Source organism: Martinezella rhizogenes (assembly GCF_007002745.1).
Classification (GTDB): Bacteria; Pseudomonadota; Alphaproteobacteria; order Rhizobiales; family Rhizobiaceae; genus Agrobacterium; species Agrobacterium cucumeris.
Genome location: NZ_SGNY01000002.1, coordinates 370,395 through 390,747, shown reverse-complemented (window position 1 = coordinate 390,747; position 20,353 = coordinate 370,395). Strand labels below are relative to the sequence as shown.

At 59.3% G+C, this 20,353-nt stretch carries 21 protein-coding genes; 14 read left to right on the top strand and 7 right to left on the bottom strand.

Annotated features, from left to right (window positions below; genetic code table 11):
• Nucleotides 1-245 precede the first annotated feature (245 nt).
• The 5 genes from lpxC (at nt 246) to EXN68_RS07545 (ending at nt 7,257) form a co-directional block, all read left to right on the top strand.
• Nucleotides 246-1,205 carry a UDP-3-O-acyl-N-acetylglucosamine deacetylase gene (lpxC, locus tag EXN68_RS07565; RefSeq protein ID WP_142840265.1) on the top strand — a complete coding sequence of 320 codons (960 nt, stop codon included), beginning with the start codon at nt 246-248 and terminating at the stop codon, nt 1,203-1,205.
• Between the two features lie 235 nt (nt 1,206-1,440).
• Nucleotides 1,441-2,307, top strand: a complete 867-nt coding sequence (locus EXN68_RS07560) for an outer membrane protein assembly factor BamD (protein WP_142840264.1) — start codon at nt 1,441-1,443, stop codon at nt 2,305-2,307.
• 15 nt (nt 2,308-2,322) lie between these two features.
• Entirely contained in the window at nt 2,323-3,996 is a 1,674-nt protein-coding gene (gene recN / locus EXN68_RS07555) for a DNA repair protein RecN (RefSeq protein ID WP_142840263.1), read from the top strand.
• A gap of 125 nt (nt 3,997-4,121) precedes the next feature.
• Nucleotides 4,122-6,296 (top strand): NAD-dependent DNA ligase LigA, encoded by a 2,175-nt coding sequence (gene ligA / locus EXN68_RS07550; protein WP_142840262.1) that lies wholly within the window; start codon nt 4,122-4,124, stop codon nt 6,294-6,296.
• A 64-nt stretch (nt 6,297-6,360) separates the two neighbouring features.
• A complete protein-coding gene (locus EXN68_RS07545; protein WP_142840261.1) occupies nt 6,361-7,257 on the top strand; it encodes an aminoglycoside phosphotransferase family protein in 897 nt (298 codons plus the stop codon).
• Between the two features lie 4 nt (nt 7,258-7,261).
• Here the strand turns inward: EXN68_RS07545 and EXN68_RS07540 are convergent, their stop codons facing one another.
• Entirely contained in the window at nt 7,262-7,798 is a 537-nt protein-coding gene (locus EXN68_RS07540; protein WP_142840260.1) for a GNAT family N-acetyltransferase, read from the bottom strand.
• A gap of 293 nt (nt 7,799-8,091) precedes the next feature.
• Nucleotides 8,092-9,018 carry a DMT family transporter gene (locus tag EXN68_RS07535; protein ID WP_161991237.1) on the bottom strand — a complete coding sequence of 309 codons (927 nt, stop codon included), beginning with the start codon at nt 9,016-9,018 and terminating at the stop codon, nt 8,092-8,094.
• A 198-nt stretch (nt 9,019-9,216) separates the two neighbouring features.
• Here EXN68_RS07535 and gcvA point away from each other — a divergent pair, with 198 nt between their 5' ends.
• The 3 genes from gcvA to EXN68_RS07520 are packed head-to-tail and all read left to right on the top strand — an operon-like array spanning nt 9,217 to nt 11,309.
• Nucleotides 9,217-10,119, top strand: a complete 903-nt coding sequence (gene gcvA, locus EXN68_RS07530) for a transcriptional regulator GcvA (protein WP_142840259.1) — start codon at nt 9,217-9,219, stop codon at nt 10,117-10,119.
• A gap of 43 nt (nt 10,120-10,162) precedes the next feature.
• Nucleotides 10,163-10,771, top strand: a complete 609-nt coding sequence (locus tag EXN68_RS07525) for a 3'-5' exonuclease (protein ID WP_142840258.1) — start codon at nt 10,163-10,165, stop codon at nt 10,769-10,771.
• A gap of 46 nt (nt 10,772-10,817) precedes the next feature.
• Complete coding sequence (locus tag EXN68_RS07520) at nt 10,818-11,309, top strand: CreA family protein (RefSeq protein WP_142840257.1); 492 nt, start codon at nt 10,818-10,820, stop codon at nt 11,307-11,309.
• 215 nt (nt 11,310-11,524) lie between these two features.
• On the opposite strand, the gene EXN68_RS07515 is transcribed toward EXN68_RS07520, so the two are convergent.
• Nucleotides 11,525-11,992: a chemotaxis protein CheW gene (locus EXN68_RS07515; RefSeq protein ID WP_003522339.1), complete on the bottom strand. Its 468-nt coding sequence runs from the start codon at nt 11,990-11,992 to the stop codon at nt 11,525-11,527.
• A gap of 224 nt (nt 11,993-12,216) precedes the next feature.
• Between EXN68_RS07515 and EXN68_RS27395 the strand changes: the two genes are divergently transcribed.
• The 3 genes from EXN68_RS27395 (at nt 12,217) to EXN68_RS07500 (ending at nt 14,088) form a co-directional block, all read left to right on the top strand.
• Complete coding sequence (locus tag EXN68_RS27395) at nt 12,217-12,375, top strand: hypothetical protein (RefSeq protein ID WP_237681375.1); 159 nt, start codon at nt 12,217-12,219, stop codon at nt 12,373-12,375.
• Between the two features lie 141 nt (nt 12,376-12,516).
• On the top strand, nt 12,517-13,116 hold the full coding sequence (gene sco, locus EXN68_RS07505; RefSeq protein ID WP_046798081.1) for a cytochrome oxidase assembly protein Sco: 600 nt from the start codon (nt 12,517-12,519) through the stop codon (nt 13,114-13,116).
• Between the two features lie 93 nt (nt 13,117-13,209).
• A complete protein-coding gene (locus EXN68_RS07500; RefSeq protein ID WP_142840255.1) occupies nt 13,210-14,088 on the top strand; it encodes a 50S ribosomal protein L11 methyltransferase in 879 nt (292 codons plus the stop codon).
• Between the two features lie 148 nt (nt 14,089-14,236).
• On the opposite strand, the gene EXN68_RS27640 is transcribed toward EXN68_RS07500, so the two are convergent.
• Complete coding sequence (locus tag EXN68_RS27640) at nt 14,237-14,410, bottom strand: hypothetical protein (protein WP_193559508.1); 174 nt, start codon at nt 14,408-14,410, stop codon at nt 14,237-14,239.
• A gap of 293 nt (nt 14,411-14,703) precedes the next feature.
• Here EXN68_RS27640 and EXN68_RS07490 point away from each other — a divergent pair, with 293 nt between their 5' ends.
• Nucleotides 14,704-16,545 carry an aminopeptidase P family protein gene (locus EXN68_RS07490; RefSeq protein ID WP_142840254.1) on the top strand — a complete coding sequence of 614 codons (1,842 nt, stop codon included), beginning with the start codon at nt 14,704-14,706 and terminating at the stop codon, nt 16,543-16,545.
• On the opposite strand, the gene EXN68_RS07485 is transcribed toward EXN68_RS07490, so the two are convergent.
• Both EXN68_RS07485 and EXN68_RS07480 read right to left on the bottom strand, forming a co-directional pair.
• Entirely contained in the window at nt 16,542-16,856 is a 315-nt protein-coding gene (locus EXN68_RS07485) for an AzlD family protein (RefSeq protein ID WP_046798084.1), read from the bottom strand. The genes EXN68_RS07490 and EXN68_RS07485 overlap by 4 nt on opposite strands.
• A complete protein-coding gene (locus tag EXN68_RS07480; protein ID WP_142840253.1) occupies nt 16,853-17,572 on the bottom strand; it encodes an AzlC family ABC transporter permease in 720 nt (239 codons plus the stop codon). The genes EXN68_RS07485 and EXN68_RS07480 overlap by 4 nt, the downstream gene beginning before the upstream one ends.
• A 180-nt stretch (nt 17,573-17,752) precedes the next feature.
• Here EXN68_RS07480 and EXN68_RS07475 point away from each other — a divergent pair, with 180 nt between their 5' ends.
• The gene (locus EXN68_RS07475; RefSeq protein WP_046798086.1) at nt 17,753-17,989 is read left to right on the top strand and encodes a DUF2164 domain-containing protein; all 237 of its coding nucleotides are present in this window, start codon (nt 17,753-17,755) and stop codon (nt 17,987-17,989) included.
• Between the two features lie 8 nt (nt 17,990-17,997).
• On the opposite strand, the gene pncA is transcribed toward EXN68_RS07475, so the two are convergent.
• Nucleotides 17,998-18,624, bottom strand: a complete 627-nt coding sequence (gene pncA, locus EXN68_RS07470) for a bifunctional nicotinamidase/pyrazinamidase (protein WP_142840252.1) — start codon at nt 18,622-18,624, stop codon at nt 17,998-18,000.
• Nucleotides 18,625-19,075: 451 nt separating this feature from the next.
• Here pncA and EXN68_RS07465 point away from each other — a divergent pair, with 451 nt between their 5' ends.
• Nucleotides 19,076-20,344 (top strand): DUF2778 domain-containing protein, encoded by a 1,269-nt coding sequence (locus EXN68_RS07465; RefSeq protein WP_142840251.1) that lies wholly within the window; start codon nt 19,076-19,078, stop codon nt 20,342-20,344.
• Nucleotides 20,345-20,353 lie beyond the last annotated feature (9 nt).

Below are 20,353 nucleotides of genomic sequence, written 5' to 3'. Positions count from 1 at the left end.
CGCCCGGGTTTCACGACCCGGGCGTTTTGTTTATTTTGCGTGATTAACACTAAATTAATTTGCGTTTTCAATAGTTTATGCGTGTAACAATCCGAAACGAACAGTGATTTGTCGTGGCACCTACATGTGCGTATGTATGAGGCTGGGTAAAGGAAAATACGGACTTGGCCGGTCGCCAAAACCGGCTTTAAAACTTGAACGGCGCTTCACCAAACGGCGCGGTTTGCAAAACAAGGCATATACGCATGACTATCGGACTGCTCGGATTTCAGACAACTATCGCAAATGCTGTTCAGCTTAAAGGCATTGGCGTGCATTCCGGCAATCCGGTCTCTATGACGTTCCAGCCCGCAGAAGCTGGGACGGGCATCGTATTCCATCGCCTTCATGACAATGGCAACGTCACCGAGTTGAAGGCGGTTTCGGCCAATGTCGGCAATACCGACCTGTGCACCGTGCTCGGCCGTTCGCTGTCCCAGTCAGTGGCGACGATCGAGCACGTCATGGCCGCCATCTACGCCATGGGCCTCGACAATCTCGTCGTTGAGGTTGACGGTCCGGAAGCACCGATCATGGATGGCAGCTCTGCTCCCTTCATCGAGGCCATCGAATCGGTCGGCATCAAGAACCTTGGTGCGAAGCGCCGCTATATTCGCGTCACCAAGCCGGTGCGCATCGACTCGGGCGCTTCCTGGGCAGAATTCCGTCCCTATGACGGCACACGCTTTGAAGTCGACATCGATTTCGACACGCCGCTGATCGGCAAGCAGTCCTGGAAGGGCGACCTGACGGCTGAGACGTTCAAGAACGAATTGTCGCGCGCCCGTACCTTCGGTTTCATGCGTGACGTGGAGCGCCTGTGGGCTGCCGGTTATGCGCTCGGCTCCTCGCTTGAGAATTCCGTCGTCATTTCCGACGATAACAGCGTCATCAACATGGAAGGTCTGCGTTACGCCAAGGACGAATTCGTCCGTCACAAGACGCTGGACGCCGTGGGCGACCTGGCGCTTGCCGGCGCGCAGTTCATCGGCTGCTACCGGTCCTATCGCGGCGGCCACAAGGTCAATGCCAATGCGCTGAAGGCTTTGCTGAGCGACCGCACGGCTTACGAGATCGTCGAAGCACCGGCTGCCCGCAACCAGATGGTGCGCGCCCGCGAATTCGTACCGGTCAACATGCCGGAATTTGCGCCCTGGTCTGCTTGAGTTTGTTCGCAGGCTATCGATTGACAGAAAAAGCCGCTCCCCTGGGGGCGGCTTTTTTATGATGCAGGGCAAGATGTTTCGTCATATCGCCTGATATTCATGCGATTGCGCGCGCGGATGCCATAAAAATGCGTTAATGCGTCATCATTGCGTTGCCCTGCGGATGCTTTTATGGCTAGAAACGCCAGTGCAAAGCCGATGCTTATGTATTTGCGCGGGAAGTGGGAACTGTCGAATGAAGCATGTAGGGTCTGGTGCGATGAAGGGTACGATGCGGGGGATCGCCGTTTCGTTGTTGTTGGTCGGTGCAAGTGTCGCCGTCACGGCCTGCCAGTCCGATCCGGATATCGACATTACCAAGCTCGGTTTTGAATCCGATCCGCCTGACGTTCTGTACAAGCAGGGGCTTGCCAACATGAACGCCGGCAACATGACGGAAGCCTCACGCAAGTTCGAGGCGATCGACAAGCAATATCCATTCACCGAATGGGGCCAGAAGGCGCTTGTCATGCAGACGTTCATTGCGACGCGCACCAACAAGAATGATGTGGCCATCACCAATGGCAGCCGCTTCCTGCGGCAATATCCGCGTTCCAAGGATGCGGCTTATGTTCAGTACATGATCGGCCTTGCCTATTCGAAGCAGATTTCCGACGTGACGCAGGACCAGCGCGCAGCACAGCGTACGGTCGAGGCGATGAGCAAGGTCGTCAACGACTATCCCGATTCGGAATATGTCGCCGATGCGCAGGCCAAGATCCGTTTCGCCCGCGACCAGCTCGCCGGCCGCGAAATGCAGGTCGGCCGTTATTACCTTGAGCGCAAGGAATATCTCGCCGCCGTTTCGCGTTTCCGCATCGTCGTCGAGCAGTACCAGAACACCAACCAGATCGAGGAAGCGCTGGCGCGTCTGACGGAGGCCTATTATGCGATGGGCCTGGTGGAAGAAGCGCAGACCGCGGCCGCCGTTCTCGGTAACAACTATCCCGACAGCCAATGGTATGCGGACTCCTACAAGCTGCTGAAAGGCAACGGGCTGGAGCCGCGTGAAAACAAGGGGTCCTGGATTTCGCGCGCCGGCAAGAAGCTTATCGGCGCCTGAGACGGGGCATAGGCCATGCTGGTCCAGCTCTCGATTCGCGATATCGTCCTGATTGAAAGGCTCGACCTCGGTTTTGAGGCGGGCCTTTCCGTGTTGACGGGGGAAACCGGCGCGGGCAAATCGATCCTGCTCGACAGTCTTTCCCTTGCGCTGGGTGGCCGGGGCGATGGCGGCCTTGTACGGCATGGCGAGGACAAGGGGCAGGTGACTGCCACGTTCGAAGTCCCCAACAATCATCCGACACGGCTTCTTCTGCGGGAAAACGGTCTCGATGACGACGGCGACCTGATTTTTCGCCGCGTGCAATCCTCCGACGGACGTACCAAGGCCTATATCAACGATCAGGCCATCAGCGTGCAGATGATGCGGCAGCTCGGGCAATTGCTGGTGGAAATTCACGGCCAGCATGATGACCGTGCGCTTGTCGATACCGATGCCCACCGCACGCTGCTGGATGCCTTTGCCGGGCTGAGCGATGAGGCCCGCGCCGTTCAGGGTTTCTACCGCACCTGGAAAGACGCCGAGCGCGCCCTGAAGACCCACCGCGCCAAGGTGGAGGCCGCCGCCCGCGAGGCGGATTACCTGCGCTCTTCCGTCGAGGAACTCGAAGGGCTTTCGCCGCGTGACGGTGAAGAGGAGGAGCTTGCCGAGCGCCGGGCGGTGATGCAGAAATCCGAACGCATTGCCGGCGATATCGCCGAAGCCAGCGAGTTTCTGAATGGCAATGCTTCGCCCGTGCCTGTCATTGCATCCATGATGCGCCGGCTTGAGCGCAAGAGCCACGAAGCGCCCGGCCTGCTGGAAGACACCGTGCAGTTGCTGGATGCCGCGCTGGACAGCCTTTCCAATGCACAGATGGAAGTGGAGGCGGCGTTGCGCCGCACCGAATTCGATCCGCGTGAACTGGAGCGGGTGGAGGAGCGACTGTTCGCGCTGCGCGCCGCCGGCCGTAAATATAATGTCGCTGTGCCTGACCTGCCGGCTCTAGCCGAAAAAATGGTGGCTGATCTTGCCGATCTCGATGCCGGTGAGGAAAAGCTCGGCAAGTTGGAGGCCAATCTCGGCGTCGTCAAAGCTGATTTCGACCGTGCCGCCCAATCGCTTTCCGACAAACGCCGCCATGCGGCGGATGCGCTTTCCGATGCTGTGATGGCCGAGCTGCCGGCGCTGAAGCTGGAGCGGGCACGGTTTACCGTCGAGGTCACCTCCGATACCGATCAGGCGACGGCCGACGGCATCGATACCGTCGAATTCCACGTTCAGACCAATCCGGGCACACGGCCGGGACCGATCATGAAAGTCGCCTCGGGTGGTGAATTGTCCCGCTTCCTGCTGGCTTTGAAGGTTGCGCTGGCGGATCGTGGTTCGGCGCCGACCCTGGTGTTCGATGAAATCGATACGGGTGTTGGTGGTGCCGTGGCGGATGCTATCGGCCAGCGGTTGCGTCGCCTGTCGAAGACGGTGCAAGTTCTCTCCGTCACCCATGCACCGCAGGTGGCGGCGCGGGCGGCGACCCATCTCTTGATTTCCAAAGGCCCATCCGGCGATGGCAGCGAGCGCATCGCCACCCGCGTGGCGACGATGGAGCCGAAACACCGGACCGAAGAGATCGCCCGCATGCTGGCCGGCGCATCGGTGACCGACGAGGCGAGGGCTGCGGCGGCCCGTCTGCTGGCTGCCAAGGACTGATCGTTCGCCAAAGCGTTGCGAGAGCACGATCGGCATTGTGGGTCTTGTGAGTCTGGCGGCAAAACTGATTTTATTGCTGTTTTATTTCGGCTAAAAGCGTTCGGTAATTCCGAAAAGAGGCCGACATGTCGAAAGACCAGATTCCCGTCGAAAACCTGACTGAACTTGAAGCCTCTTCCGAGCTGGCATTTCTGGCAGCCGAGCTTGCCCGTCATGACGCGCTTTACCACGGTAAGGACGCGCCGGAGATTTCCGATGCTGACTATGATGCGCTGAAGCGGCGCAACGATGCCATCGAGGCGGCTTTCCCGGCATTGGTGCGGGCTGACAGCCCGTCGAAAAAAGTCGGCTTTACACCGCTGCCGACCTTTGCGCCCATCGTGCATGCCCGCCCGATGCTGTCGCTCGACAATACATTTTCGGAAGAGGACCTGCGCGATTTCGTCAGTTCCGTCTACCGTTTTCTCGGGCATCTGCCTGACGATTCCATCGCATTTACCGCCGAGCCGAAGATCGACGGCCTTTCCATGTCCATTCGTTATGAGAAGGGCAAGCTGAAGACGGCGGCGACGCGCGGCGACGGCACGACCGGTGAGAACGTCACCGCCAATATCAGGACCATCAAGGAAATCCCGAACGAATTGCCTTCGGACGCGCCCGATGTGGTGGAGGTGCGTGGCGAGGTCTATATGGCCAAGAGCGACTTCATGGCGCTCAACGCCCAGATGGAGGCCGAAGGCAAGCAGACCTATGTGAACCCGCGCAACACGGCATCCGGTTCGCTGCGCCAGCTCGACGCCAATGTGACCGCGAAACGCAAGCTGCGGTTCTTCGCCTATGCCTTGGGCGAAGTCTCGAATGGCGGCCAGCCGGCGCGGATCGCCGATACGCAATATGGCATCGTCGAGAAATTCCGGGAGTGGGGTTTTCCGGTCAATCCGCTGATGAAGCGATTCACGTCCGCCCAGCAATTGCTTGAGCATTATAATGAAATCGGCGTCGCTCGGCCTGATCTCGATTATGATATCGATGGCGTTGTCTACAAGGTCGACCGGCTTGATCTGCAGGAACGGCTGGGCTTTCGTTCGCGCAGCCCGCGTTGGGCTACGGCGCACAAGTTTCCAGCCGAACAGGCTTTCACCACGGTCGAGAATATCGAAATCCAGGTGGGGCGCACCGGGGCGCTGACGCCTGTGGCGCGCCTGACCCCGATCACCGTCGGCGGCGTCGTCGTCACCAATGCGACGCTGCACAATGCCGATTATATCGAAGGCATCGGCAATAGTGGCGAGCGCATTCGCCCAGAGGATCATGACATTCGCATCGGCGATACGGTCATCGTGCAGCGCGCTGGCGATGTCATTCCGCAGGTGCTGGATGTGCTGCTGGAGAAGCGCCCTGCTGAAGCGGTGAAATATGCGTTTCCGGAAAAATGTCCGGTCTGCGGCAGCCATGCGGTGCGCGAACGTAATGAAAAGACCGGTAAGCTCGATTCGGTCACGCGCTGCACCGGCGGTTTCGTCTGCCGGGCGCAGGCGGTAGAGCACTTAAAACATTTCGTCTCGCGAAATGCCTTCGATATTGAAGGGCTGGGCACCAAGCAGATCGATTTCTTCTTCGAAAGCGATGATCCGGCGCTCTCGATCAAGACTGCGCCCGATATCTTTACGCTGAAGGCGCGGCAGGAAGCATCCCACCTGACCAAGCTCGAGAATATCGACGGTTTTGGCAAGGTCAGCGTCAGGAAGCTGTTCGATGCCATCGATGCCCGCCGCGAGATCGATCTGCATCGGCTGATCTTTGCGCTTGGCATCCGTCATGTCGGCGAGACAACGGCGAAGCTTCTGGCGCGTTCCTATGGCACCTATGAACATTTCGAAGAGGCGATGAAGGCGGCGGCGGATCCGGCAAGTGACGCCTGGGCGGAGCTCAACAGCATCGACGGTATCGGCGAGGTGGTGGCCCGTGCCATCATCGAGTTCTACAAGGAACCGCGCAATCTCGACGTCATCGACCGGCTGATACGGGAGTTGCAGCCGAAGGAGGCCGAGAAGCCGTCCACCGAAGGCAGTCCTGTGGCGGGCAAGACGGTGGTCTTCACCGGCTCGCTGGAAAAATTCACGCGGGACGAGGCAAAAGCCCGGGCCGAAAGCCTCGGCGCGAAAGTGGCTGGTTCCGTTTCGAAAAAGACGGATATTCTGGTGGCCGGGCCGGGGGCGGGCTCCAAGCTTGCCAAGGCGACGGAACTGGGCGTGCAAACCATGGACGAGGATGAGTGGCTGGCGCTGATCGGCGGCTGATATGCCGTCATCGCCGTGTTGTCCTGCATCGCCAGAGGTTTGCGCCTGAAACGGGGAACGCATCATGGATGACCGGATTGTCGTCACCACGCAGCAGGTCCGGGCGCTGATTGCCAGCCAGTTTTCGCAATGGGCGGCGCTCGATGTTCGGCCGGTGGAATTGAGCGGCTGGGACAATCGCAGCTTCCGCCTTGGCGACGACATGCTGATCCGCATGCCAAGTGCTGAGCGCTATGTGGCGCAGGTGGAGAAGGAACATCGGTGGCTGCCGGCCCTTGCGCCGTTCCTGCCGGTTCCGATTCCCGCGCCCTTGGCGCTTGGACAGCCGGGTGAGGATTATCCGTTTTGCTGGTCCGTCTATCGCTGGCTGAAGGGTGAACCTCTCGCCCGGCAGCTGGAAAGCATCAATCTTTCGGCCATCGCCAGCGATGTTGCGGGGTTTTTGAACGCCCTGCATGACATCGATGCTTCGGATGGCCCCCTTGCGGGCGCACATAATTTCCATCGCGGTGGATCGCTGGCAGTCTATGATGGCGAGGCGAGAGCCTCGGTGGCGCGCCTTTCCGATGAGGTGGATCAGGCGCTGGCCATGGAGATATGGCAGCTTGCGCTTTCGAGCCGTTGGCAGGGGCAGGGCGTGTGGGTGCATGGCGATATTGCCGAGGGCAATCTCTTGGTGCTGGACGGGCGCCTGTCGGCCGTCATCGATTTCGGCAGTTCCGGCGTCGGCGATCCGTCGTCCGATCTCATTCTCGCGTGGAATGTGCTTGATGCGGAAAGCCGGGCTGTTTTTCGCCGGGCGCTGGATCTGGATGAGGCCACATGGCAGCGCGGGCGCGGCTGGGCACTGTGGAAGGCGTTGATCGTACTGGATGCCGAGCGCGGGCGGAACGAAGAAATGACCGAATGGTCGCGGCGGACCATTCGGCGCGTGTTTGAGGATCATTGCTTGGCTGTCTGAACCATTACCGCAGACGCGCCATGCAATAGGCATCGATATACTCGCCGTCGCGGAAGGCGAAGGATTTCAGATGGCCCTCGACCTCGAAACCGAATTTACGATAAAGCGCCAGCGCCGGCTCATTGTCGGTGAAAACGGTCAGTTCGATCCTTTTCAGGTCCAGCCAGCGATCCGCAATGGCGAGGATTTCGCCGATCATGGCGCTGCCGATTCCCTGTCCCGTATAGGCATCATGAACACCCATGCCGATGCTGCCCGCATGGGCCCGGCGGTTGGTGTGGCGCGTCAAGCCGATATCGCCGACGATCTTGCCGTCGAGGATGGCGACCAGCGCAAAGCTGTTGGCCGACTGGGTTTCGATCCCTTTGCGAATATCTTCCGGATTCTGATGCGGCCAGCGCAGCGTCCCGTTGCGAAATCCGGCCATGTTGTGCAGTGCCGTTATCCCCGGCGCATCTGCCGGGGTGCGGGCGCGAATACACAGGCCTTCGGGCCAGCGCGCATCGGGGTCCAGGGGTGAGGGTATATCGCTTTCCGGCATGTCTGCTCTCCTTGGATTTTTCAGCCGAGGCAGAGCGGGAACACCAGACCCTGCCAATATGCGGCAGGGTGGTGGACGGATGACCAGTTGACTAACGCACTGACACCGCCACGCGCCCTGCGGGGCGAATGGTCACGGTGAGATGCATGTTGGTGGCAAAGCTGGTCATGGCGGCATAAGGCCAGAGGAGCCGCCGGGCGTCAAGACGGCACGGAAGCGTTCATTGCCGGAAAACATCGGGCTGAGAGGAAAAGAACGAGGCCGTCTCGCAAGTCGGCCTCGATCGTCCGGCCTCATTGCAGCCGCTGGCGCGGCTGGCGCAATCTGGAAAACAATCTGCCATCGATTGCGGCAAGACCGGCAGCGATCATCGCCATGCCGGCGAAATGCTTCATTTCCAGTTGCTCGCCGAGAAGCAGCGAACCGAGCAGGATGGCGCTGACGGGAATGAGGAAGGTGACGAGGGCGAGGTTGGTGGCGCCGGCGCTGGCAAGAATGCGGAAGAAGATGAGGTAGGCGAGGGCCGTCGACAACAGGGCGATGCCGATCAGCGCGCCCCAGGTGCCGAGGCTTGGCATGGTGAGTGTCCATGGCCTGTCGACGAGAAGGGCGACCGGGATCAGCATCAGCGTCGAAGAGGATATCTGGCCGGTGGCGGTCATCAGCGGCGGCACGCCCATGGCCTTGAAGCGGCGGCCGAATATGCCGGCGAAGGAATAGGAGATGGCCGCGCCGAGAATGGCGATCTGGCCCCAGAGGCCGGATGATCCGCCAAAGGCTGCAGGACCTATCATCGTCGCCACGCCGGCAAAACCGATCAGTACGCCGACGAGCTTGTTACCGGTCATCTTTTCGTCAGCGGTCAGGAAATGCGCGACGATGACGGTGAAAAGGGGCGTGGTGGCATTGAGGATCGAGGCAAGCCCGCTGGCAATATGGGTCTGGCCCCAGACGATCAGGCAGAAGGGAATGATGTTGTTGAGCAGCCCCATGCCGAAAAAGGCGCGCCACACCGCCCATTGGCGCGGCAGATGAAGGCCCATGATACGGCAGACGATGAGAAGCGCCGCAGCGGCAAGCGTGACCCGCAACGTGACGATGGTGACGGGCGGCAGTTCCTTGACTGCGACGCCAACGAAAAAGAATGATCCGCCCCAGAGTAGTGAGAGCGCTATGAGCATTGCCCACTCTCGGGCATCCATCTGTTTCTGTATCGCCATAATCGTCTCCCACGCTATATGAATATCGACATGATTGCAGGAAGGCACGCTGCCATCCACCCGATATCGGTTGAGTTTACCTCAAGCCGATATTGCGGCACTTTCTCCGCCCCCATATCCTGTTGCGTCTATTTACTCCCTGCTTTATTGTGTTTTCAAACGATAGTTTCTCTCGCGATAATTGAGCTCAGCTAAATCATGGCAACGGAACTTCCATCGCTTAAAGGGCTGCAGGCCTTTGAAGCCGCGGCGCGGTATCGCAGCGTCACGCTTGCTTCCAACGAGCTGAATGTCACCCCTGGCGCGGTCAGCCTGCAAATCCGGGAGCTGGAGACGCGGCTTGGCGTGCAGCTGTTTTTCCGCAAGCCGCGCAGTATCCAGCTGACGCGGGAGGGGGAGCGTTATTACGGCGCGCTTCGCACCGCCTTCCGGATGATGCGCGAGGCGACGGCGGAACTGACGGCTCGATCCGAGATCACGGTTCTGACCCTCAGCTGTACGCCGACTTTCGCCATACAATGGCTGATGCCGAGATTGCCGGCCTTTCAGCAGCAACACCCCTATGTGGACGTCCGCATCAGCGTGACCAACCGGCTCGTGGATTTTTCGCGGGACGATGTCGATCTGGCGGTGCGGCACGGTTTTGGTCGTTATGAAGGGCTGGAGAGCATCCGTTTCATCGATGACAGCACTCTGCCGGTCTGTTCGCCGCAGCTTCTTGAGAAATACGGACCGCTTCAGGAGGCGGGAGACCTGAAAGCCGTGCCGCTTCTGCATGATGAAAACCGCAATGAGTGGCGGCGCTGGCTGGAGGCGGCCGGAGCATCCGATGTCGATGCCTCCGGCGGCACGGTCTTCATCGACAGCAATGGCGCACTGGATGCGGCGAAAGCCGGGCATGGCATTGCGTTGACGCGACGCTCGCTCGTTTCCCGCGAGCTTGCGGAAGGTGCGTTGATCGCGCCCTTTGGAAAAGACATGGCCAGCACGCTTGCCTATTTTCTGGTTTATCCGCGGCGCATGCTTGATAATCCCGATCTGGTGACGCTCATCGAATGGATGCTTTCGCAAGCGCGTTCAGCCGAGGCCGGTTCTCTTTGATGCCAATCCGGTCTATGCCGGAATGAAACAACGGGAATCACTCTTGAAAACCATCGCCATCGATTTCGAGACCGCCAATGAGGAACGGGGCAGCGCCTGCTCCGTCGGGCTTGCGTGGATAGAAGACGGTAATATCGTTCGTGTCGAGGAACGTCTTATCCGGCCGAAGGACATGCGGTTCTCGCCCTTCAACATTGCCGTGCACGGAATTCGGCCTGCTGATGTCGAGGATGCGCCGGAATTTCCTGAGGTGATGGAAGAGTTCATTGATGACTTCCATGGCGCCACCATGATCGCCCATAATGCCGCTTTCGATTTCAGCGTCATGCGGGCGTCCTTCGACAAATACCGGCAGTCCTATCCTGATCTTTCCTATCTCTGCAGCGTCAAGATCGCCCGGCATGTCTGGCCACATCTGGAATCACACAAGCTGAATGTGATTGCCCATCATCTCCAGCTGCGCTTCGTGCACCACAATGCCGCCGAAGACGCGGTTGTCTGCGCTGCCGCATCGATTGCGGCGGCGAAGGCCTTGCGTGTCACCCATATCCGCGATCTGCCGGAAAAGATCGGCATGGTCGCCGGCCGTCTCACCTCCACCGGCTACCAGCCCTGCAGCATGAAAAAACGCGCCGTCGCCCGGGTTGCTTAATGGTGTCGCCCACCTATGTTTGAAGCAGCGTAACGGAGAAGATGCGATGACGATGAAAACTCTGTCGGGTTTGTTTGCGGGCTTTCTGGCATTGCTTCCGGTGACAGTGGCGCATTCGCAGGTCGTGGGTGAAGTCGGGGTCGACTGGATCGGCAATGATATCGTCATCGAGGCGATCGCCGATCCCAAGATCAAGGGTGTCACCTGCCACGTTACCTATTTCGAGCGTGGCGTCATCGACCGGCTGAAGAACGGCAACTGGTTCGAAGACCCTTCCAACAACGCCATTTCCTGCAGCCAGACGGGGCCGGTCGAGATCGGCGACATCGATCTGTCGAAGGGCGGGGAAGAGGTATTCCGGCAGGGCATGTCGCTGGTCTGGAAGAAGCTCGTCGTCAGCCGCGTCTATGACAAGGCCAATGACACGCTGATCTATCTGGTGCATGCGCGGGAATTGACCGACGGTTCGGCCAAGATGGCGATTTCCACGGTGCCGCTCTATAATCAGCAGGTGACCTGGCAGAAGGGCAAGCCGTGATTGCTTCTATGAAGCTTGGAGTGGTAAATCTCTCGCCGTCATTCTCGGGCTTGTCCCGAGAATCCACGACCTAGCGACTCGACGATGCATTGATGGATCCTCGGCACAAGGCCGAGGATGACGACGTGTGTGGAGACACGTTTCTCTCCATCACTACTCCCCTGCAAACCGTAAGATTTCTCACGCATGCAGCTTGCAGTGATCCACGCTGTCGATCAGGCCGCTTCGCGCGCCAGTTCGTCCGCAATGACGGTGTCGAGGTTGAGGAAGCAGACCATGCTCTTTTCCAGCGCCACGATGCCGCGGCAGAAGCTGCGCTGTTCTTCCGGAATGATATCCGGCGCGGGCTGCAGGTCTTCGGAGCGGATGGTCATCATGTCGGAGACCTGTTCCACCAGCAGGCCCACCAGCTTGCCGCCGATATCGGTGACGATGATGGCGGAGCGTTCGGACGGTTCGGTCATCTTCATGCCGAGGCGGCCGGCCATGTCGATGACGGGAATGACGGCGCCGCGCAGGTTGATGAGGCCGAGAACATAAGGCGGCGTGTGCGGCATCGGGGTAACCGGCGCCCAGCCGCGAATTTCGCGGATCGCCATGATGTCGATGCAGAATTCCTGATCGCCCAGATGGAAGGAAACGATTTCGAGATATGCGCCGGATTGCTTGATGGCGTTGGACATGACGGCAGGTTTCCTCTGATGGCTCTCTAACAGGCCCAAGCAGGATTGAGCTTTATGCGGTGGCCGGCATGCACCGGGAGACATCATGTCGAGGCTTTAAAAACCGCTATGGTCATAATGCACAGCAAGATTTTAAACTTTCCCTAACAATTGCTGCGCTCTCCCACGCAAAACCCGGTATTTTGGCGGTTTTCGCGTCGGTGCAAAAAGGTTATGATGGTGGAATGAACGCACTCGTTTCCAACCCGCTGAAGTTTGTTCTGGCAAGTCTTGCGGTCGTCGCTTCGCTTGCCATCGTGCTTCTTGCCTTCGACGGCTGGGTGCGGCACAGCACGGATATTTTCCTCTCCACCGTGCAGAGCGGTATCGCCTGGTGTCTGTGATCGTTTGGGCCGTCTGCGCTTTGTGACAAATCAGCGCGGTTGCCGCAAATACGTCCAGTTGATTTGCCGTCGCCGTCGCCGTTCGTTATCAGTCTGCCAAGGCCTGCGATATGCTGCGGGCTTTCGGGGTAGGATTGGACAATGAGAAATATTCGCATCGTATTGTGGGCCGTGGTGGTCGTTCTCGCCGGTGTCGTCAGCTGGCTGACGATCGAAATGACGAAGACCCGTGAGGAGATGGTGGAAACGGCCTATGGCGTGCCTTTCGCGCTGACCGCGCAGGACGGCCAGCCTATCACCGAAAAGGCGTTTCAGGGCAAACCGACGGCCTTGTTCTTCGGTTTCACCCATTGCCCGGAAGTCTGCCCGACGACATTGTTCGAGCTGAACGGCTGGATGGAAAAGGTGGACCCGGCCGGCGACAAGATGCAGGCCTATTTCGTTTCCGTCGATCCAGAGCGTGATACGCCCGAGATCATGCAGCAATATGTTTCCAACGTTTCAAAGCGGATTACCGGCATTACCGGTCCGGCCGACAAGATTGCCGAGACGCTGAAAGGCTATCGCATCTATGCCAAGAAGGTGCCGGTGGATGAGAAGGATCCGAATGGCGATTACACCATGGATCATACCGCGTCTGTCATCCTGCTTGATGCCAAGGGCCGTTTTTCAGGCACCATTGCTTATGGCGAAAACCCTGAAGTTGCCGAGCAGAAGCTCCAGAATCTTCTGAAGGGCTGATAGAGCCGGCATAATTGCGCCAGGCTTATTGGACTGGCGCAGCTTTTGTGGCAAAGGCAAGACAACAACCTCAGCCAGAGAAAGCAGCCCGCCGTGAGCGAAATCCGACTTTACGTCACCACGACCGAAATCAAGGCCGGCGAAATCCTCGATCTCATGTCGGATTATTTCGGCGAGGAGGATGTTGCGATCGCCACGACCGAGGTGGATGAGAAGCGCGACATCTGGGAAGCCTCCGTCTATTTGATGGCCGAGCAGGAGGATGAGTTCCGCGAGCGTGTCGGCGCTTTGCTTGCACCTGACTTTCCCGGTCTCGTCATCGAAAAAGAGATCGTTCCCGATGTTGACTGGATCGCCAAGTCGCTCGAGGGGCTGAAGCCGGTCAGGGCAGGGCGGTTCATCGTGCATGGCGCGCATGATCGCGACAAGGTGCAACCGCATGATCTGGCTATCGAGATCGAGGCGGGGCAGGCTTTCGGCACCGGCCATCATGGCACGACGGCGGGTTGCCTTGAAATGATAGAGGATGTTCTGCGGGCACGGACGGTCCGCAACGCGCTCGATCTCGGCACCGGCAGCGGCGTGCTGGCGATCGCCGTGCGCAAGATGCGCCCCATTCCCGTACTGGCGACGGATATCGACCCCATTGCCGTCAAGGTGGCCAAGGAAAATGTACGGCTGAACGGCATCGTGTCTGGAATGGCGCTGGAAACCGCGCCCGGTTTTCACTCCGATGCTTTCCGCAAGCATGGTCCATTTGATCTCATCATCGCCAATATTCTGGCACGGCCGCTGATCAAGATGGCGCCGCAGCTTGTCACGCATCTGGCGCCCGGCGGCACCGTCATCCTGTCGGGTATTCTTGCGTCCCAGCGCTGGAAGGTTCTCGCCGCTTATAATGGCGCGCGGCTTTCTCACATCCGCACCATCTGGCGCAACGGCTGGGTGACGCTGCATCTGCGCAAAGACTGACGCTCTTTCGACCTTGCTTTCGGGCAAAAGAAAAGGCGGCGCTTTCGCGCCGCCTGGAACCCGCGAGCATATGGGAGGAGCTTGCTCAAGCGGGTCGACGTATTCCTGTTCAGACGCGGTGGAGGGAGGATCGCCGCGCCTGACTTGATCAGAATACGTAGCTGGACTTTGCCTTGCGACGCAGATCGGCGCGGTTCATGCCCAGCGCTTCGAGCGACTTGTCGTCAAGGTTCAAAAGTGCTGCGTTGACGTGGCGGCTCACCTGACGCTCGCGTGCTTCAACAACACGATCGAAGGCGGCGCGGAGGAAAGATTTTGCCATTGCTTCAAATCCCTTTTTGCCAGGAGAGTGTTTCTCTCGCTGTGTTGATCTTGATATAAGCGATGTGATTTTGTTTGGTTAGATGGGATATTTCACGGTTGATATGCGTAAAATGCATGCCACTTGTCTTCTAGTATTACTTATTTCGCAAAATATGCACAATTTATCGCCGTAATCGGTTCTGTCATATATGGCTTGAAACCGGGTTTGCCCACGTGGCATTGTCGTTGTGCGCCAATGATTTGACGGCGTGAATGAACCGCTTTCCTCATGACAGTTCCCGAAAGACACCCATGTTCCAGACCTTCGAAAACAAATCCGCGCCGCAATTTGGCAAGGCCCGTGTCGAGGCGCTGCGCGCCGGTTTCGACGCGCTGGCTATCGACGGTTTTCTGGTGCCGCGCGCCGATGAATATCAGGGGGAATATGTGCCGGAATGCGCCGAGCGCCTGTCCTGGCTGACGGGCTTCACCGGTTCGGCCGGCATCGCGCTGGTGACACGCAGCGAGGCCGTGGTTTTTGTCGATGGGCGGTATACGACACAGCTCAAATCGCAGGTCGACCAATCCGTCTTCACGGGCGGTGATCTGGTCGGGGCGCCGCCCTCTGTCTGGTTATCCGAGCATGCGGCACAGGGCTTCCGGCTGGGGATCGATCCGTGGCTGCATACCGGCGCTGAATTGAAGCGGCTGGAAAAGGCGCTTGCGGCCAAAGGCGGATCCGTCGTGCTGCTGGAGCGCAATCCGCTTGACGCCCTGTGGCAGGACCGTCCGTCCGAGCCGCTGGAGCCCGTTATTATCCAGCCGGAAGCCTTTACGGGCAAGCTGGCGAAGGAAAAGATCGCGCTGCTGGCGGAGACGGTTTCGGCCAAGCAGGCAGATGCCCTGCTGGTTACCGATCCGTCTTCCATTGCCTGGATTTTCAATATTCGCGGCAATGACGTGCCGCATACACCGCATCCGCTTGCCCGTGCCATCATCTATGCCGACGGCAGGACGGATATTTTTCTCGACAAGCGCAAGACCGGCATCGAGGTCGAGGCCTATCTGGCGCAACTGGCGACGCAGTTGCCGCCATCGAAAATTGCCGACCGCCTGCATGCGATTGCCAGCGCCAAGGGCCGGGTCATGGTCGATGCCGATCTGACGCCGGTGGTGCTGACGGGCGCAATCACGGCAGCGGGCGGCACATTGGTCGAAACGGCCGATCCCGTCCGCCTGCCGCGCGCCTGCAAGAACAAGGCGGAGCTTGCCGGTTCGGCCGCAGCACACGTGCAGGATGGCGCGGCCATGGTCGAATATCTGAGCTGGCTGGACCGCCAGCAGCCGGGCAGCGTCACCGAAATCGCTGCGGTCAAGGCGCTGGAGGCAGCGCGGGCCAAAGTGGGGCAGGCGATGCAGAACCCGTTGAAGGACGTGTCTTTCGATACGATTTCCGGCGCTGGCGAACATGCCGCCATCATCCACTATCGCGTCACCACCGATACGGATCGTACACTTGCCGATGGCGAAATGTTCCTCGTCGATTCCGGCGCGCAATATGTCAACGGCACTACTGATATTACCCGTACCGTCGCAATCGGCACGGTGCCGGAAGAGCAGAAGCGTTTCTTCACGCTGGTGCTGAAGGGAGTGATCGGCATCAGCACCGCACGGTTTCCGAAGGGAACGCGCGGTTGCGACCTCGATCCCCTGGCGCGCATCGCGCTGTGGAAGGCAGGCGCCGACTATGCCCATGGCACCGGCCACGGTGTCGGTTCCTATCTTTCGGTGCATGAGGGACCGCAGCGTATCGCAAGGCTTTCGACGCAGGAGCTGCTGCCGGGCATGATCCTGTCGAACGAGCCGGGTTACTACCGCCCCGGTGCTTTCGGCATCCGTATCGAGAACCTGATCTATGTGCGTGACGCGCAGGAGGTGGCCGGCGGCGACCAGCCAATGTTCTCCTTCGAGACGCTGACCTGGTGCCCCATCGACAACAGACTTGTCGTCGTGTCGCTGCTGACCGACGAGGAACTCGACTGGCTGAACGCCTACCATGCCGACGTTCTGGAAAAGCTCTCTCCGCTAATCACCGATGAAGAGGTGAAAGCCTGGCTTGTTGCCGCGACCAGGCCACTGGAGAGGGTCGCTTAAAGCAGCCCGAAATGCCTGATGGCGATGACGACGGCCCAGCCGATTGCCAACATCGTCAGACCGGGAAACCGCAGGCAGACCAGAAGGGCTGCCACCATGCCGATCTTCACCTCGTATCCACCTTCGAAAAAGGCGGGTGCGACAAGCGTGGTCAGAACCGCAACGGGCACGGCGTTCAGGCCGGCTTCCATGCGCGGCGGGATGGATTTCATCCGCGTCATCAGCACATAACCGCCGATGCGGGTGAGATAGGTGGCGATGGCGGCGAGCGCGATCAGGATCATCGTGTCGGTATGGAGCATGTCGCTCATGGCGTTTCCACCCTGTTTTCAGGATTGGCCTCGCCGTTGGGTTTGGGCGGATAAAGGACGGCAACGAGAATGCCGGCAATCGCCCCGAGGCTGACATGCCAGGGCGAGCCGACGAAGTGATAGGCGACCGTTGCGCCGGCTGCGCTTGCCAGCATCACGGGGTAGAAATTCTCCCGCTGGCGGAAGCTCAGGACCATGCCCATGAAATAGATCGGCAAAAGCACATCGAGGCCGATGGCCTTGGGATCGCCGACGAGGTTGCCGAGCGAGGCGCCGAGAATGGTCATGGCCAGCCACAGCACATAGACCGGCGCGGCAAAGCCCATATACCAGGAAAAACCGACTGTGCCGGTGTTCTCGTATTTGCGGACCGATTCGGCGAATTGCGGATCCACCAGCACAAAGAAGCCGGCAGCTTTCTGCATCAGCGACCAGCCGGAGATCATTCGGGCGATGGCTGCCGAATAAAGGATATGGCGGAAATTGACGGCGAAGACGGAAAGAACGATCAGCCATGGGGCGACCTTCTGGCCAAACAGTTCGATGCCGACAAGCTGGCTTGCGCCGGCATAGACGGTACCGCTCATGATCGTGGCTTCGGTGACGCTCAGGCCGTTATCGACTGCAACCGCGCCGAACAGCGCGCCAAAGGGGGCGGCGGAAAGGGCGATCGGAAAACCGGTCCTCAGTCCCTCGCGAAAATCTTTATTGAACATTCTCTGGAAACTCCTTGCCGCCGCTCTATCGCCGTCCCGGCCGGCTGGCAAACGAATTGCATGAATGGATCGATTGATTCCCTTGAAGCTTCCGTTACGGTAACGCCGACAGTCAGCGCCGGACGAAAGACCTCATCGGGTTTCGCCGGTGCATCCACACCGTGAAATCATGGAAGATCAATGCTCGAAAAGCAGGAAAAGGCGGTCCTGGCCGCGCGTATCAAGGACTACCTTGCCCGGGAGACCGAAACCGAGATGGGGCTTCTTGAGGCGGAAATCTTCGTGGAGTTTCTGGCCGAGGAGGTCGGATATGTTTTCTATAATCAGGGGCTGAAGGATGCACATGCTGCAATCCTGCGGCGTCTTGAGGACGCGGCGGGTGACATCGATGTGCTGGAAAAACCGCGGCTGCGTTGAAATGGCGGTCAGTCGCGCAATATGTCGCGGCTGTTGACGATTGCTGCGCCCTTTTCCCGCATGGCCGCAATCGCGGCCTTTATGCCCTGCGGATCGATGCCGCGGCTTGCATCCTCGATGAAACGGACCTTGATGCCGGGCAACATGTCGATGGCATCGAGCACCGAAAAACTGACGCAATAATCGGTGGCGAGGCCGCATATATCGAGCTGCGTCACGCCCTGACGGGCCAGATAATCGGCAAGGCCTGTCGTCGCCGACTGGTCATTGTCGCGAAAGGCGGAATAGCTGTCGACGGCGGGGTTTTCACCCTTCTGCTGAATATAGTCGAATGCGTCCGTCTTCAGGTCGGGGTGGAATTCCGCATCCTGCGTGCCCTGCACGCAATGGTCCGGCCACATCATCTGCGGTTTGCCGGAAAGCTCGCCCATGTCGAACGGTTTTCTGCCGGGGTGCTGGGAGGCGAAACTGCCGTGGTTTTCCGGGTGCCAGTCCTGTGAGGCGACGATGAGATCATAACCGCCATTGTCGATGAGGGCATTGGCGGCGGGTACGATCCTGTCCCCTTCGGCAACGGCCAGATTACCGCCGGGGCAAAAGCCGTTCTGGATGTCGATGAGCAGCAGCGCCTTCATGATGTGCCTCCCTTTTGCCAGCAGGATGCCAAGCCGGCTTTGGCTGATCAAGTACCCATTCAACCTTTGTGCGCACGTGGCTGGTTGATGACGACAGCTTGTCCCGTCGCAGTCCTGCCGCATTTACAGCAAATTTCCGGCCAAGTCGGAATTTACCTGACGATGCGGCGACGGAAATTTTAAAGGCCGATGACGCCCCGCGGGGCATTTTTTGGGACGAGCGATGCAGTGTACGCCGTCCCCACAAGGTCATCGTTTCCCCTTCGCCTGACATGCGCAGACCTTAACGAAGTATTTTTGCAGGGACTCGTAAACACTTTGGTTACCATAATTCGTCATGCTTCGAACCAGTCAGTTCCGAAAGCGGCGTGGTGTTCACCCGCTCTTTGGATGCCCCAAAATCCCACCGGCATTGGCCGGGTGTGCGTGAACGGTTCGAGTAACGAGTATCATGGCGTTTTCTGCTGCGGCCTATAATGGCGCCGGTGTTGCCGGGTCGTCCTGCCTCAAGAAAGGCAAATCCTTTTCGCTTGGCCGAATGTCCGCGCTGCTCGGTGGCGGTGCCTTTGCCGGTCTTTTTGCCTTTGCTGCCTTCGCATCGCTGCATAGCATGGCAGCCGCCTCGCATGGCGTCGGGCAATTTGAAAAGACGCTGGTGGCGAGGCTTGATTCTGCCGAGACGGCGATCGGCCACGCGACTGGGCGGGATATTCACGTCCGCAAATTTTCCCGCCTGAGCGATCACAGCCATGGCCCGCAGAAGGCCGTTCGCCTTGCCGGCATCATGCCGGAGATCGGCGCGAAGGAATTTCGCGAGCGCTTTGGCGCGGCGGCAAATGCCAAAGGGCAGGCGTCGGTGAAGGAACTTGCCGCGCTCAGGCCTTCGGCAATCGTCGATTCGGCGCTTGGGCGCACCACCGAGGTCGCCTATCAAAGCGCTGCCTCGCAACATCCGGCATTCGAAGTGGCGCTGGCGCGCCCGCAGATCGAGGAAGAGGCGAGCAGCCTGCTTCCCGATGATGTACCGCTTCCGAGCTTCCGGCCCGAAGTGGCGGCGGCCGAGACGGTGGAGCCGTCGCCGCGTCCCGCCCTTTCCAAGGCTGCGGTTGCGTCAGCCCCCGATTTTGATGCGCCGGTTCCGCTGCGCGCGCCGCAGCAGCCGAAGCAGAGCACCGGCGCCATGCTTGCCTTTGCAAAGCCTGATAATCCGATGCGCGAGCCGAGCAAGATGGATGCGGTTCCGTGGCCGGATCGCGGCAATGGCACGGCGATTTACGATATTTCCTCCGGGACGGTTCACATGCCGAATGGCGAGAAGCTGGAAGCGCATTCCGGCATCGGCAAGATGCGTGACAATCCCGACTTTGTTCACGTCAGAATGCGTGGCTCTACGCCGCCCTCCAGCTATCGCTTGACGATGCGCGAAGCGCGGTTTCATGGCGTAGAAGCCATTCGCCTGACACCGGAAAACGGCGTCAACCCGCATGGCCGCGATGGGCTTCTTGCCCATACCTACATGCTGGCGAAACGCGGTGAATCGAACGGCTGTGTCGTGTTTCGGGATTATTCGCGCTTCCTGGCCGCCTTCAAGCGCGGCGAAGTCAAGCGCATGGTCGTGGTGCCAAAACTGAACGGCAACCGTCCGACGCTTGCCAGCAGCAGCGGGAAAAGTGGCGGCAAGACGCTGCTCAGCATGTTCTCGCGCGGCAACGATTCCTGAGTTTATTTG

Bases quoted from the DNA above. Each gene is read 5' to 3' on its own strand.
- lpxC (WP_142840265.1), top strand. From the start codon at position 246: ATGACTATCGGACTGCTCGGATTTCAGACAACTATCGCAAATGCTGTT.
- EXN68_RS07560 (WP_142840264.1), top strand. From the start codon at position 1,441: ATGAAGCATGTAGGGTCTGGTGCGATGAAGGGTACGATGCGGGGGATC.
- recN (WP_142840263.1), top strand. From the start codon at position 2,323: ATGCTGGTCCAGCTCTCGATTCGCGATATCGTCCTGATTGAAAGGCTC.
- ligA (WP_142840262.1), top strand. From the start codon at position 4,122: ATGTCGAAAGACCAGATTCCCGTCGAAAACCTGACTGAACTTGAAGCC.
- EXN68_RS07545 (WP_142840261.1), top strand. From the start codon at position 6,361: ATGGATGACCGGATTGTCGTCACCACGCAGCAGGTCCGGGCGCTGATT.
- EXN68_RS07540 (WP_142840260.1), bottom strand. From the start codon at position 7,798: ATGCCGGAAAGCGATATACCCTCACCCCTGGACCCCGATGCGCGCTGG.
- EXN68_RS07535 (WP_161991237.1), bottom strand. From the start codon at position 9,018: ATGGCGATACAGAAACAGATGGATGCCCGAGAGTGGGCAATGCTCATA.
- gcvA (WP_142840259.1), top strand. From the start codon at position 9,217: ATGGCAACGGAACTTCCATCGCTTAAAGGGCTGCAGGCCTTTGAAGCC.
- EXN68_RS07520 (WP_142840257.1), top strand. From the start codon at position 10,818: ATGACGATGAAAACTCTGTCGGGTTTGTTTGCGGGCTTTCTGGCATTG.
- EXN68_RS07515 (WP_003522339.1), bottom strand. From the start codon at position 11,992: ATGTCCAACGCCATCAAGCAATCCGGCGCATATCTCGAAATCGTTTCC.
- EXN68_RS27395 (WP_237681375.1), top strand. From the start codon at position 12,217: ATGAACGCACTCGTTTCCAACCCGCTGAAGTTTGTTCTGGCAAGTCTT.
- sco (WP_046798081.1), top strand. From the start codon at position 12,517: ATGAGAAATATTCGCATCGTATTGTGGGCCGTGGTGGTCGTTCTCGCC.
- EXN68_RS27640 (WP_193559508.1), bottom strand. From the start codon at position 14,410: ATGGCAAAATCTTTCCTCCGCGCCGCCTTCGATCGTGTTGTTGAAGCA.
- EXN68_RS07490 (WP_142840254.1), top strand. From the start codon at position 14,704: ATGTTCCAGACCTTCGAAAACAAATCCGCGCCGCAATTTGGCAAGGCC.
- EXN68_RS07485 (WP_046798084.1), bottom strand. From the start codon at position 16,856: ATGAGCGACATGCTCCATACCGACACGATGATCCTGATCGCGCTCGCC.
- EXN68_RS07480 (WP_142840253.1), bottom strand. From the start codon at position 17,572: ATGTTCAATAAAGATTTTCGCGAGGGACTGAGGACCGGTTTTCCGATC.
- EXN68_RS07475 (WP_046798086.1), top strand. From the start codon at position 17,753: ATGCTCGAAAAGCAGGAAAAGGCGGTCCTGGCCGCGCGTATCAAGGAC.
- pncA (WP_142840252.1), bottom strand. From the start codon at position 18,624: ATGAAGGCGCTGCTGCTCATCGACATCCAGAACGGCTTTTGCCCCGGC.
- EXN68_RS07465 (WP_142840251.1), top strand. From the start codon at position 19,076: ATGGCGTTTTCTGCTGCGGCCTATAATGGCGCCGGTGTTGCCGGGTCG.